Annotated in this window: 10 protein-coding genes; 9 read left to right on the top strand and 1 reads right to left on the bottom strand. The window is 67.3% G+C overall.

The window, feature by feature from the left end; translation table 11 throughout:
• The 4 genes from bamA to rpmE form a co-directional block, all read left to right on the top strand.
• A partial coding sequence (gene bamA, locus AX676_RS03795) for an outer membrane protein assembly factor BamA (RefSeq protein WP_443026322.1) occupies window positions 1-2,522 on the top strand: 2,522 nt, incomplete at its 5' end.
• Entirely contained in the window at window positions 2,522-3,157 is a 636-nt protein-coding gene (locus tag AX676_RS03790; protein ID WP_066480938.1) for an OmpH family outer membrane protein, read from the top strand. The genes bamA and AX676_RS03790, both read left to right, overlap by 1 nt.
• Window positions 3,154-3,633 (top strand): 3-hydroxyacyl-ACP dehydratase FabZ, encoded by a 480-nt coding sequence (gene fabZ, locus AX676_RS03785; protein WP_066480936.1) that lies wholly within the window; start codon window positions 3,154-3,156, stop codon window positions 3,631-3,633. Before AX676_RS03790 ends, fabZ begins: the two co-directional genes overlap by 4 nt.
• A gap of 191 nt (window positions 3,634-3,824) precedes the next feature.
• Window positions 3,825-4,055 carry a 50S ribosomal protein L31 gene (gene rpmE / locus AX676_RS03780; RefSeq protein ID WP_066480934.1) on the top strand — a complete coding sequence of 77 codons (231 nt, stop codon included), beginning with the start codon at window positions 3,825-3,827 and terminating at the stop codon, window positions 4,053-4,055.
• Window positions 4,056-4,106: 51 nt separating this feature from the next.
• Here rpmE and AX676_RS03775 read toward each other — a convergent pair whose 3' ends face one another.
• Window positions 4,107-5,168: a radical SAM/SPASM domain-containing protein gene (locus tag AX676_RS03775; protein WP_066480933.1), complete on the bottom strand. Its 1,062-nt coding sequence runs from the start codon at window positions 5,166-5,168 to the stop codon at window positions 4,107-4,109.
• Between the two features lie 262 nt (window positions 5,169-5,430).
• Here AX676_RS03775 and AX676_RS03770 point away from each other — a divergent pair, with 262 nt between their 5' ends.
• The 5 genes from AX676_RS03770 to AX676_RS03750 all read left to right on the top strand — a co-directional run bounded on the left by AX676_RS03770 (window position 5,431) and on the right by AX676_RS03750 (window position 13,594).
• The gene (locus tag AX676_RS03770; protein WP_231726009.1) at window positions 5,431-7,587 is read left to right on the top strand and encodes an FAD-dependent oxidoreductase; all 2,157 of its coding nucleotides are present in this window, start codon (window positions 5,431-5,433) and stop codon (window positions 7,585-7,587) included.
• On the top strand, window positions 7,584-8,387 hold the full coding sequence (locus AX676_RS03765; protein ID WP_066480932.1) for a DUF547 domain-containing protein: 804 nt from the start codon (window positions 7,584-7,586) through the stop codon (window positions 8,385-8,387). Before AX676_RS03770 ends, AX676_RS03765 begins: the two co-directional genes overlap by 4 nt.
• Window positions 8,388-8,458: 71 nt before the next feature.
• Entirely contained in the window at window positions 8,459-9,214 is a 756-nt protein-coding gene (locus tag AX676_RS03760; RefSeq protein ID WP_156437777.1) for a DUF3047 domain-containing protein, read from the top strand.
• 57 nt (window positions 9,215-9,271) lie between these two features.
• Entirely contained in the window at window positions 9,272-12,313 is a 3,042-nt protein-coding gene (locus tag AX676_RS03755) for a TonB-dependent receptor (protein WP_066480928.1), read from the top strand.
• Window positions 12,314-12,325: 12 nt separating this feature from the next.
• Window positions 12,326-13,594, top strand: a complete 1,269-nt coding sequence (locus AX676_RS03750; RefSeq protein WP_066480926.1) for a NupC/NupG family nucleoside CNT transporter — start codon at window positions 12,326-12,328, stop codon at window positions 13,592-13,594.
• Window positions 13,595-13,600 lie beyond the last annotated feature (6 nt).

Below are 13,600 nucleotides of genomic sequence, written 5' to 3'. Positions count from 1 at the left end.
CCCCCGAGCCGCCACAGGCCGCCGCACCCGCGACCCCGCCCCAGGTGCGCACGATCCGTTCGCTGCGCGTCGAGGGATCGCTGCGCATCGAGCCCGAGACGGTGCTGTCCTATACCAAGCTGCGCGTCGGCGAGCCCTATACCAGCGAGACGGTCGACCAGGCGATCAAGGACCTTTATGCCAGCGACCTGCTGGCCGACGTGTCGATCGAGGGCGTCGAGACGGGCGACCTGATCATCCGCACGCGCGAAAACCCGATCATCAACCGCGTCGTGCTGGAAGGCAACAAGCGGCTGAAGAACGACAAGATCCTGCCCGAGATCAAGCTCGCCCCGCGCCAGATCTTCACGCGCAGCGGCGTGCGGAGCGACGTTGCGCGCATCATCGAGCTCTATCGCCGCCAGGGCCGCTTCGCCGCGTCGGTCGAGCCGCAGATGGTGTCGCTCGACCAGAACCGCGTCGACGTGATCTTCGAGATCAATGAGGGCCCCAAGTCGAAGGTTCGCCAGATCAATATCCTCGGCAACGAGAAATATGACGACGACACGCTGCGCGGCGAGATGGCGACCAAGCAGTCGCGCTGGTTCCGCCTGTTCAGCTCGAACACCAGCTACGACCAGGACCGGCTGGCCTATGACCAGCAGAAGCTGCGCCAGTTCTACCTGACCGAGGGCTATGCCGATTTCCGCGTGATTTCCGCGGTCGCCGAGCTGACCCCGGACAAGGAAGATTTCATCATCACCTATGTCGTCGAGGAAGGCCCGCGCTACAAGTTCGGCGAGGTCACCGTCGACAGCGCGATCCGCGATTTCGACGACGAGGCGCTCGCCAAGACGCTGCCGATCAAACAGGGCGACTGGTACAATGCCAAGCTGGTCGAGGATTCGCTCGACCAGCTGAGCGAATATGCCGGCCTGTTCGGCTATGCCTATGCCGACGTCCGGCCCGAATATAAGCGCGACCGCGAAGCGCTGACGATGACGCTGTCCTTCCAGCTCGCGGAGGCCAACCGGACCTATGTCGAGCGTATCGACATCACCGGCAACACCTTGACCCAGGACAAGGTCATCCGCCGCGAGATGCGGGTGGCGGAAGGCGACGCGTTCAACACGTTCCTGGTCAAGCGTTCACAGGACCGCATCAACTCGCTCGGCTATTTCCAGGACAAGTTCGAGATCGAGCGCAAGGAAGGGTCGGCCCCGGACCGCGTCGTCCTCGCCGCCAACGTCGAGGAACGGTCGACGGGCGAATTGTCGCTGTCGGCGGGTTTCTCGAGCCTGGAGCGGTTCATCCTCCAGGGCGCGATCCGCCAGCGCAATTTCCGCGGGCGCGGCCAGGACCTGCGCGCCGAGGTCAGCTATTCCTCGTTCCAGAAATCGGCCGAGGTCGGCTTCACCGAACCTTTCCTGTTCGACAAGCCCATCCTGCTCGGCGGCACGATCTTCCGCCGCGACTTCAATTCGTTCAACTTCATCAACAACGATCGCAACACCACGTTCTCGCAGGTGTCGACCGGCTTCTCGATCGTCAGCGGCGTGCCGTTGACCGAGTTCTGGCAGCTGTCGGGCCGTTACACGCTGCAGCAGGACGACGTGACGCTGGACGAGGACCTGTTCTTCACCAACGGGGTGTGCGACCCGCTGCGCGCCGGGCGATTCCTGTGCGACCAGATCGGCAACCGGCTGACGTCGAGCATCACGCTGGCGCTGATCTTCAGCAACCTGAACAGCCGCCTTCGCCCGACGCGGGGGCAGCAGCTGTCGCTGTCCGGCGATTTCGCCGGCCTGGGCGGCGATGTCCGCTATCTGCGCGGCCGGGTCGATTTCGACAAATACTGGTCGTTCGGGCGCGGCTGGGTGCTCTCGGTCGGGGCCGAGGGCGGATATATCAAGTCGTTGCAGGATAGTCCGGGCGAAGGCATCGACCCGGTCCGGATCATCGACCGCTTCTATCTGGGCGAACCGCAGTTCCGCGGCTTCCAGATCCGCGGCGTCGGGCCGCGCGTCCAGCGCCTGTTCTTCTCCGGCATCGATCCGCAGACGGGCGTCCAGGAGCTGTTGACCGGACGTCGTGACCGGACCGACGATCCGCTCGGCGGTCGCGCCTATTATCTCGGCAAGATCGAGCTGGAGCCGCCACTGGGTGCCAGCGTGGCCGAGCTCGGGCTACGGCCGTCGGTCTTCGTGCAGGTCGGCGCGCTGTTCGGCGTGACCCGCCCGATCCTCCAAGCGCCGCAGGCGACCGATCCGAACGGCGCGCCGCTGTTTATCGGCCGCAATGCCGACGGCACCTTCTCGTCCACGACCGCGGCGACCGACGCGGCCGGCAACGCCAACGCGCCGCAGCTCCAGTTCATCGAGCGTTTCCTGGGGGATTCCCCGCGGCCACGCGTCTCGGTGGGCGTCGGCGTCAACTGGAACTCACCGTTCGGGCCGCTCCGGCTCGACCTTGCCAAGGACATCCTCTCGGTCGAGGGCGATGACCCCAAGCTCTTCACTTTCAACGTAGGGACTGCATTCTAATGCGTATTGCCAAGACTTCTCTTGTTGCCGCGGCGTCGTTCGCCGCGCTTGCCGCCACGCCGGCGATGGCCCAGCGGATTCCCGCGGCCACCGTCGCCGTGGTCGACAGCGAGCGCGTGCTGCGCGACTGCACCGCGTGCCGCGCCGCCAACACCCAGCTCCAGGGCCAGGTGACTTCGCTCCAGCAGCTCGCGCAGCAGCTAAGCACGCCGCTGCAGACCGAGCAGCAGCAGCTTCAGACCGCGATCGACGCCGCCAAGGGCAATCCGGACGCCGCGCTCCAGCAGCGTGTCCAGGCATTCCAGACGCGCCAGCAGTCCGCGCAGCGCCAGGTCGCCGAGCAGGAAAACACCGTCCAGCGCAACGCCGCCTATGTCCGCCAGCAGATCGTCGAGAAGATGCTGCCGATCGTCCAGCAGGTCGCGCAGCAGCGCGGCGCGCAGATCGCGGTCGATCGCGGCAGCGTGCTGTTTTCCGCACCCACCGTCGACATCACCGACGGCGTGCTGACGACACTCAACCAGCAGCTCGCGAGCGTCAGCGTGACCGCGCCGCCGCCGCCGCAGCGTCCCGCCGCCGGCACCGCGCCCGCCGGCACCCCGGCACCGGCGACGCCGCGGCCCGAGGGTCGGTGAGCGACGCGGCCGACACCCCGACCGCCATCGGCCCGCTCGATATCCGGCGGGTGATGGCGGCGTTGCCGCATCGCTACCCGATGCTGCTGGTCGACCGGGTCGAGGACCTCATCCTCGACCGGTCGATCCGCGCGACCAAGGCGGTGACGATCAACGAGGGATTTTTCCAGGGGCATTTCCCCGACCGGCCGATCATGCCCGGCGTGCTGATCGTCGAGGCGCTGGCGCAGGCGGCGGGTATCCTGGCGGTCGAGAGCCTGGGCCTCGCCGGTTCGGGCAAGCTCGTCTACTTCATGGCGATCGAGCAGGCCAAGTTCCGCAAGCCCGTCGAGCCGGGCGTGCTGCTGACCCTCGACGTCGCCTTTGTCCAGAAACGCGCCACGGTGTGCAAGTTCGAGGGCCGGGCGCTGCTCGGCGATCAGCTCGCCGCCAGCGCTGCGTTCACCGCAATGATCGCCGACGCGCCGTCGGCGTGAAATTCGGGCTAATCGAGCACACGCCGTCATCGTGGGACCAGAACCTTCCGTCATCCCGGGTCAAGCCCGGGGTGACAGTCTTTCTTGGTGTTCTGCAACCCCGCGTGGTTGCAATTCGCAAAGTCGGCGTGTAGTGCGCCGCCTTCCTTGTCCGGCTGGTCGGAAACCAGCCACTGACGGAGCATGACGACGTGAAGAAAGATACCCACCCCGATTATCACATGATCAAGGTGCAGATGACCGACGGCACCGTGTTCGAAACGCGCTCCACCTGGGGCAAGGAAGGCGACACGATGCAGCTCGACATCGACCCGCTGGCGCATCCGGCGTGGACCGGCGGCAACCAGCGCCTGCTCGATTCGGGTGGCCAGGTCGCGCGCTTCAACAAGCGGTTCGGCGGGCTCTCGCTCGGCAAGAAGTAAGGCGGGAAGCGGCCGCCGCGCCACGCGCGGTGCCGCCCCGGCCTTCGGCCTTCACGCAATCGGGACTGGTCGCTCGACCGCGAGGTCGGGCGGGCCACGTCGCGCCAGTCGCTGGCGGCGCCGCTCGGCGAGCACGGGGCCAAGCCGCTCGGCGAAATAGCGGTCGCACCCGATACACGGGTTGGCAAACGCGCGCCCCAGAGGATCCGCCGTCGCGGCGCGTGCGCGGAAGTCGTCGCGCGACCATCCCGACGCCAGCCCCATCCCCTCGGGATCGCCGCGATTGATCGACTGGAGCGCAGCTTCGTCGCGAAGGTCGGCGAGAATGTCGAGCAACCGCTCCTCGGTCAGATTGCCGAGCGGCGCGGCGGTCTTCAGACAGCAGGGATAGAGCGAGCCGTCGGGTTCGATCGCCACTTCCGATCCCGCGCGACCGATGTCGAGGAAGCCCTTGCCCCCCGACCAGCGCGCGCAGAAATTTGTCGTATAGTCCGCCGTGGACAGGCCGTTCAGCCATGCCCGGCCGCGCGGCCAGATCTCACCGATCCACAGGTCGGGTTGCGCCCCGAAGAAGAGGAAGGTTGGCGTGGCGCGCGGCACCGGGCGCGGGTCGCCGGGCGTGATTTCGACCATGCCGTGATGCGTCATCATCGCGCGCAGCCGGTCCATCAGGCGGAACTTTGCCTGACCCGCATGGCCCGCGTGGTGATCGTCGATGCTGGCAACCGCGACCGTGTCGACCCCGCGCGCCAGCATGTCCGCAAGCAGGTCGTCGGTCAGGATGTCGCCCGTCGTCTGGACCGAAATGCGCGGACGTGCCGTGCCCCAGCGATCGGCGATCCCGGCGAGGAGGGGGTGGAACAGCCGCTGGCGCACCCCGTCGATCAGCAGCTCGCCGCCGGCAAGGACGAGCTGGGTCGGGTGCCAGCGTCCGCCCGCGTCACGCCAGCGCATGTCGTCGGGCAGATTGGCGAGAATGCGGGGAATCGCCCGCTCGCCCTGCGCCAAGACGGCATCGAGCGCGCCGCGAACATAGGGGCGGAAGCGGTCGTCATAGCAGTGCCGGCAGCGCCGATGGCAGGCGAAGGTCACCACCCAGTAGATCGATTGCACGCCCGCCCCCAATTTGACGCCCGCCCGCCACGCCCGCTGCCTTGACGGGACCGGGCGCACCGCTGACGATCCCGCTCAACGAACAAAAGGGCGAACAATGTGGTTCGACTCCCTTACGCAGAAGGTTACAACGGTCGAAGATATACTTTGTGTTGGCCAATCCGCTGGACACCGCTTACACCGTAAAAGGAACAGGGCCGAAGGTTCCATCGTATCGGCACGGGTATTTTTCAAATTCTTGCGTTGATTTGAGGAGAGGGCGTTGATCAGAAGAATCGCGATCCTGGGACTGATCGGCGTACTGGTCGTGGCGTTTTTCTACTTCGATATCGGCAGCTTGCTGACTCTCGAAAGCCTGAAACGCAGCCAGTCGGAGTTTGCGGGCTATTACGAGCGGTCGCCGCTGACCGTGATCGCGGTCTTTTTCCTGGTCTATGTCGCGGTGACCGGCGCGTCGCTGCCGGGCGCGGCGATCCTGACGCTGGCGGCCGGCGCCCTGTTCGGACTCGTGCTCGGCACGGTCATCGTCTCGTTCGCATCGTCGATCGGTGCCACGCTCGCCTTCCTGGCGTCGCGCTACCTGTTCCGCGACCTGGTGCGCGCGCGCTTCGGCGACCGGCTGCGCGCCATCGATGCGGGCGTGGCGCGCGACGGGGCATTCTATCTGTTCACGCTGCGGCTGGTGCCGGCATTCCCGTTCTTCCTGGTCAACCTGCTGATGGGCCTGACCACGATCCGGATCGGGACCTTCTATCTGGTCAGCCAGGCCGGGATGTTCGCGGGCACGGCGGTGTTCGTGAATGCCGGCACCCAGCTGGCCGCCATCGAGTCGCTCGCAGGGATCGCGTCACCGGGGTTGATCGCGTCGTTCGTCGCGCTGGGCATCTTTCCGTGGATCGCGCGCGGCGTGGTCGGTTGGATCAAGGCGCGGCAGGTCTATGCCAAATGGCAACGCCCGCGACGGTTCGACCGCAATCTGGTGGTGATCGGCGCAGGGGCGGGCGGGCTCGTCTCCGCCTATATCGCGGCGGCTGTAAAGGCGAAGGTGACGCTGGTCGAGGCGCACAAGATGGGCGGCGACTGCCTCAATTATGGCTGCGTGCCGTCCAAGGCGCTGATCCGCAGCGCCAAGACCGCGCACCAGATGCGCAGCGCCAGCCATTACGGCCTGACCGACACGCCGCCGACCGTCCCCTTTCCCGCGGTGATGGCGCGCATCCAGCAGGTGATCCGCGACATCGAGCCGCACGACAGCGTCGAACGCTATACCGGGCTGGGGGTCGAGGTGATCCAGGGCTATGCGACGATCGTCGATCCCTGGACCGTCGCGATCAAGCGCAACGACGGCGGCGAGGAACGGCTGACCACGCGCGGCATCGTCATTGCGACCGGCGGCACCCCGTTCGTCCCGCCGATCCCGGGGCTGGAAGACGTGAGCTACGTCACCAGCGACACGATGTGGGACCGTTTCGCCGAACTCAGCGAGATGCCGGCGCGGATCATCGTACTCGGCGGCGGGCCGATCGGGTGCGAGCTGACCCAGAGCTTTGCGCGGCTGGGCGCACAGGTGACGCAGGTGGAGATGGCCCCGCGGCTGATGACGCGCGAGGACCCCGACGTGTCGGAACTGGTCGAAACGCGGTTCCGGGCCGAGGGCGTCGATGTCCGCACCGGTAGCCGGGCGGTCCGGTGCGAGCGGCGCGGCGACGGCACGCAATGGCTGATCGTCGAGCGCGACGGCGCGACCGAGGAAATCGCGTTCGACCAGTTGATCGTCGCGGTCGGGCGCGTCGCCCGGCTGACCGGCTATGGCCTGGAGGCGCTGGGAATCGAGACCGGGCGGACCGTGATCACCAACGAATATCTCCAGACGCTCTATCCCAACATCTACGCCGCCGGCGATGTCGCCGGGCCGTACCAGTTCACCCATGTCGCCGCGCATCAGGCCTGGTATGCGGCGGTCAATTCGCTGTTCGGCCAGTTCCGCCGCTACAAGGCGGATTACCGGGTCATTCCGTGGGTGACCTTTACCGACCCCGAAGTCGCACGCGTCGGCTTGAGCGAGAGCGATGCACGCGAAAAGGGCGTGGCGCACGAGGTCACCCGGTTCGAGCTGCACGAACTGGACCGTGCGATCGCCGACGGGGCGACGCACGGCTTCGTCAAGGTGCTGACCCCGCCGGGCAAGGACCGGATCCTCGGCGTGACCATCGTCGGCGACCATGCCGGCGAGATCATCGCCGAATATGTGCTGGCGATGAAGCACGGCATCGGCCTCAACAAGCTGCTCGGCACGATCCACAGCTATCCGACGATGGCCGAGGCCAACAAATATGTCGCGGGGGAATGGAAGCGCGCGCACGCACCGCAGGGCGTGCTGCGCTGGCTGGAACGCTATCATGGCTGGATGAGAGGATGACGACGATGCGCCGGTTGCTGTTGGTCCTGTTGATGCTGTTCGCGCCCGCCGCCGCGCAGGCGCAGGGGTTCGACCATGGCGGGTGGGACGCGCTGGTGAAGCGGCACGTGGTCGTCGTCCGCGGCGGCGCGTCGTCGCAGGTCCGCTATGACGGCATGGCGCGCGACCGCGCCGCGCTGAAAGGCTATCTGGCCTCGGCGGCGAAGGTCAGCCGCGCGACCTTTGACGGCTGGTCCAAGCCCGATCAGCTCGCCTTCCTGATCAACGTCTATAACGCCGCCACGGTCGATCTGGTGCTGACCGGCTATCCGGGCATCGCATCGATCCGCGACCTGGGCAGCCTGATCCAGGGCCCGTGGTCGAAGCCCGTCGTCAGTCTGTTCGGCAAGATGGTCACGCTGGACAATATCGAGCACGACATGATCCGCGGCAGCGGGCGTTACAACGATCCGCGCATCCACTTTGCGGTCAATTGCGCGAGCATCGGCTGTCCGGCGCTGGCGACCTCCGCCTATCGCGGCGCGACGCTCAACGCGCAGCTTGAGGCGGCGACGCGCGCCTTTCTGGGCGACCGGACTCGCAACCGCGTGCAGGGCAACGGGGTCGCGGTGTCGAGCATCTTCAAATGGTATCGCGGCGATTTCGAGAAGGGCTGGCGCGGCGCGCGCAGCCTGCCGGCGTTCCTGGCGCTTTATGGCGACCGGATCGGGCTGAGCCCCGCCGCGACCGCGCAGGCCAAAGCCGGCAAGCTGAGCATCAGCTATCTCGATTACGACTGGCGGCTGAACAAGGCAGGCTGAGCGCGGCCGCGTCCATCAGTCGCCCCGCGCCGTAGCTGCCCCGCGTCCGGCTTCCATCGGAAAGACCTTCCTTGCGCATCGCGACCATCCGTTCCCGTCTACGCCGACCGTCGCTCGCGATCCTCATGCTGGGCGCGGTCGCGGCCGGCGCAGGGCCGGCGACCGATGCGGACGATTTCGGCCGGTTCGACATGGGCAGCGCGGGCTGGTCGGTCGTGGCGATCGACAAGCGGGTACCGAAGACCGAATATCGGCTGGTGCGTGAGCGCGGCATCGCGGCCATCGCCGCGCGCGCGGTGCGCAGCCAGGCGCTGTTCGCGCGCGAGGTCGACTTCGCGCTCGACGCGACGCCGGTCCTGTGCTGGCGCTGGCGCGTGGCGGGCGTGATCGAGGCCGCCGACATCCGCAGCCGGAAGGGCGATGATCAGGCGGCACGGATCTTCGTCGGCATCGACCTGCCGCGCGACGCGATGTCGGCGGGCACGCGGATGAAGCTGGCGATCGGCCGCGCGCGCTTTGGCAAGCTGCTGCCCGACGGGGCGCTCAACTATGTCTGGGACAACAAGGCCCCGGTCGGAACGGTGGTGCCCAATGCCTATACCGACCGCGCACGCATGTTCGTGCTGCAGTCGGGCAATCTGCGCGCGGGGCAATGGGTCAGCGAGCGGCGCGACGTCGCCGCCGACCTGAAGCGCGCGTTCGGCACCGACATGGGCCGGATCGCGCTGATCGCGGTGGCGACGGATACCGACAATACCGGGGCGACGGCCGAGGCCGCCTTTGCCGACCTCCACCTCGTCAGGCGGGGTCAGCCGTGCCGGTTCTGACGCGAAAGGCCGGATGACCGGCGGGGCGGATCGATCGAGATGGGAAGAAGGGGGGACATGTTGAAACACAACAGCTACCGGCGCGGACTGATGATCGCGGCGTGCATCGGCGTCGCGACCCCAGTCACCGCGATCGCGCAACAGGCGGGCATCCAGATCACGGTGCTACGCGACGATGGCGGCGCACCCGTCGCGGGCGCGCAGGTGACGGTGGAAAATCCCGATATCGGCCAGTCGCGGGTGGTCACCACCGATGCCAATGGCCGCGCGCGCATCGACGGCATCACCACCGCCGGACGCTATCGGGTCACGGTCGCGGCGGGCGACGACCACGGTCCGATCGCGGTCGACGGGGTCGAACTGCGTTCGGGCGACATCCGCGCGGTCACGCTGGCGGTCGGGCCGGGGGAGGGGGACGTGATCGTCACCGGCCGCCGCGCGGTCACCAACATCAACACCGTCAATGCCGAGATCGCGGGCACGTTGCCCGAGGAAACGCTGCGCGCACTGCCAATCGAGGGGCGCGACGTGATCACCGCGCTGGTGCGGCTACCCAATGTCGTGCCGTCGACGGGCTTTTTTCCCGAAGCCCCGGTGATCTCGATCAACGGCGCCAATGGCCTGTTCACCAATTACCTGATCGACGGGCTCGACAATAACGAGAATTTCCTGGGCGGGCCGAAATTCCCGGTGCCGCTGGGCTTCACCCGCGAGGTGACCGTGCTGGCCAACAGCTATTCGGTCGCATATGGGCGCACCGCCAATGGCGTGGTGAACTATACCTCGCCATCTGGGAGCAATGACCTGCACGGCGAGACCTATCTGCTCGTGCGTCCCGGTAGGCCGCTCGACGCGCGGTCGGCCTTTCCGCGCCGCGACCTGACGGGCAATCCGGTGGGCGAGAGCTTCGAACGCTATCAGGGCGGCGGTGCGATCGGCGGCGCGCTGCAGCGCGACCGGACCTTCTTCTACGTCAATTTCGAATATACCCGCGACACCAACACCAATATCGTCGATGCGCCGGTACTGGGCACGGTCGGCAACGTCACTGGGAACAACCGCTTCCTTCTCGGCTCTTTCCGCATCGACCACCGGCTGACCGAGGACTGGAACGTCGCGCTGCGGGGGAATTTCGGTCGCGTGTCGATCGAGCGGCCTGGGGGATCGCTGGGCGGCGGCAACGTCACCTTTCCCTCGGCGGGATCGAGCGAGGCGCGCAATTCGACGCTGGTCGCGCTGTCGGCGGCCTATGCCGGCGACGTGTGGAGCTATGACGGCGCGCTGCAATACAGCCGCTTTCGCTGGGATTATGGCCGGCCGGTCAACGGCGCGGGGCCGCAGGTGGCGATCCGCGACCAGAGCGGGCTGACCATCGGCGTGGTCGGGCACCCCGGTTTCGTCTTCGACGATCTGGAGGAGACGTGGCAGACGCGCCACCGGCTGCAGCGGCGGCTGGGCAATCATCGGCTGTCGGCGGGGATCGACGTCATCCATTCCGATTTCGCGTTGCTGGGCGGCGGCAATGTCGACGGCAATTTCACCGTCGAGCTGACCCCGGCGCAGATCGCGGCGCTCAACGCGCGCGGGCTGGGCCTCGACCTCGCCGCTGCCGACGTGCTCAATCTGAACCCGCGCGTCATCGACTATTCGGTCGAATTGCGGCCGCAGACCTTTGGCACCGGCCAGACGCTGTTCGCCGCCTATGTCGAGGATGAATGGCAGATCGGGCCGAAGCTGACCGCGACGCTGGGGCTGCGCTGGGATTATGACAGCCTGACCGAACAGGGCGGGGGCGGCGCGGATTTCGACAATGTCGCGCCGCGCCTGGCGCTCAATTACAAGCTCGATGCGCGATCGGCGCTGCGTTTCGGGGCGGGACTGTTCACCGGCAAAATCCCCTACACGATCATTTCCGACGCGCTTCAGCGCAACACGACCGCCGCCGCGCTGCGCGCCCAGCTTGGCCAGTTGCAGCAGCGCGGGATCATCCGCAGCGGCGTCGATCTGGCCGCGCTGACCTTTGACGGCAACCTGACCGTGTCGCCGGGCTGCGCGACGGTCAGCGCCTGTCCGCCGCCGCAAGCGGTGCAGGGGCTGCGCGACACCGCGCTGATCAACGAAGCGCGCATCCTGAACCCGGATGGCTATGACAATCCCTATGCGCTGCAGCTGAGCGGCGGCTATCAGTTCCAGGCGTCGGCCAAGCTGTCGATCGCGGTCGATCTGATCTACAACCGCTCCTATGATCTGGTGCGGCTGCGCGACCTGAACGCGCCCGCGCCGTTCACCCCCAATCTTGCGGCGCTGACCGAGGCCAATATCGCGCGGCTGCGCGCATTGCCCGACAATGCCGCGCGGATCGCGCTGGCGAGCCAGCTGGGGCTGGTGCGCACCCAGGCTGTGGCCGATGCCAGCCGGCCGGTGGCGCTGGTGCCCGGTGGCGCACGCCAGATCACCGTCACCGAGAGCGGCGGGCGGTCGACCTATCGGGCGCTCAACCTTCAGGTGAACAAGGTGCGCGGCGGCGATTTCTATGATTTCCGGCTGTCCTACACCTGGTCGCGGCTGACCAACGATACCGACGACCTGAATTTCCGCGCGTCGAACAGCAATGACTTCGCCGCCGATTTCGGCCCGTCGGCCAACGACCGCCGCCATGTCGTCTCGGCATTCGGATCGCTCTATCCCGTCGACGGGCTGACGCTGACCGCCGCCGGGCTGTTCCAGTCGGGCCAGCCGGTCAATTTCATCCCCGACGCCGGCATTTTCGGCACGCAGGACCTGAACGGTGACGGCCAGTCGTTCGGCGAGGCGTTTGTCGGCAATTCGGACCGCTATCCGGGTGTCGGGCGCAACAGCGGGCGGCTGCCCTGGTCGACGCAGGTCGATATCGGCGCGCGCTATGCGCTCGATATCGGGCGCGGCGCGATCGAGTTCAGCGCGGACATCTTCAACCTGTTCAACGCCAACAACCGCTCCGGCTTTGCCAATGCGGCGAGCACGTCCAACCAGGTGCAGTTCGGCGGCGGCGCGCCGTTCGTACAGCGCAATGCCGGGCCGCCGCGCCAGTTCCAGTTCGGCGCGGCGTGGAAGTTCTGATAGGCCGGCCGCATGCTTGACGGGGTGGCGCAGTTTCGGGGGCTGATCGGCATCGCGCTGCTGCTCGGCCTCGCCTGGGCACTGTCGGAGGACCGGCGGGCGCGACCCGGCTGGCGATGGATGGCAGGTGCGCTGGCGCTGCAGCTGGTCATCGCCGTCGTGATCGTGCGCGTGCCGCCAGTGTGGGCGGCGATCGGGCTGGCCAACCGCGCGGTCACCGCGATCGAACAGGCAACGCGGGTCGGATCGAGCTACATGTTCGGCTATCTGGGCGGGGCGCCGTTGCCGTTCGAGCTGGCATCGGGGGCCGCGCCACCGGTGATCATCGCGTTCCAGATCCTGCCGCTGGTCATCGTGTTTTCCGCGCTGTCGGCGCTGCTGTGGCACTGGCGCGTCCTGAGCGTCATCGTGCGCGCGCTGTCCTGGGCATTGCAGCGCACGCTGGGCGTCAGCGGCGTGGTCGGGCTGGGGGCGGGGGCGACGGTGTTCCTGGGCGTGGTCGAATCGCCGCTGGTGCTGCGCGGCTATTTCGCGCGGATTCAGCGGTCGGAGCTGTTCGCGGTGATGGTGCTGACGATGGCGACGATTTCCGGCGCGATCCTGGTGCTCTATGCGCAGACGCTGGCGAAGACGGTGCCCGATGCGGTCGGTCACATGATCGCCGCCTCGCTCATCTCGCTGCCCGCCGCGCTGCTGATCGCGCGGCTGATGGTGCCGGGTGAAGGCGATACGGCGGAGGACAGGGACGCGCCGGTGCTGCGCTATGACAGCAGCCTGGACGCGGTGATTCGCGGCACGATGGACGGGCTGCAGCTGTTCCTGGCGGTGATCGCGGTCATCATCACGGTGTTCGCGCTGGTCGCCCTGGTCGACCAGATGCTGGCCGCGCTGCCGCTGGTCGAGGGCGCGCCGGTGACATTGCGCCGCGCGCTGGGCTGGCTGTTCGCGCCGGTGATGTGGCTGCTGGGCGTGCCGTGGGAGCAGGCGGGAGCGGCGGGCGGGCTGATGGGGACCAAGGTCATCCTGAACGAATATGTCGCCTATCTCGATCTGGCCGCGCTGCCCGCCGATACGCTTGATCCGCGCAGCACGCTGATCGTCACCTATGCGCTGTGCGGCGTCGCCAATCTGGCGAGCATCGGCCTGCTGGTGTCGACCATCGCGACCTTGTGCCCGGAGCGGCGCGCCGAGGTGTCGGCGCTGGGCTTTCGATCGTGGATCGCGGGCAATTGCGCATCGGCGATGACCGGCGCGGTCATCGGCCTGGTCCATTTCGGCTAGGGTCGC

This window comes from Sphingomonas sp. CCH21-G11 (genome assembly GCF_001555965.1).
In the GTDB taxonomy this organism is placed as follows: domain Bacteria; phylum Pseudomonadota; class Alphaproteobacteria; order Sphingomonadales; family Sphingomonadaceae; genus Sphingomonas.
Note: the sequence above shows the minus strand (reverse complement) of the source record. Positions and strands in the feature narration are given on the sequence as shown.

Excerpts from the sequence above, each read along its gene's own strand:
- AX676_RS03750 (WP_066480926.1), top strand. The coding sequence starts at position 12,326 with ATGCTTGACGGGGTGGCGCAGTTTCGGGGGCTGATCGGCATCGCGCTG.
- AX676_RS03755 (WP_066480928.1), top strand. The coding sequence starts at position 9,272 with ATGTTGAAACACAACAGCTACCGGCGCGGACTGATGATCGCGGCGTGC.
- AX676_RS03790 (WP_066480938.1), top strand. The coding sequence starts at position 2,522 with ATGCGTATTGCCAAGACTTCTCTTGTTGCCGCGGCGTCGTTCGCCGCG.
- AX676_RS03765 (WP_066480932.1), top strand. The coding sequence starts at position 7,584 with ATGACGACGATGCGCCGGTTGCTGTTGGTCCTGTTGATGCTGTTCGCG.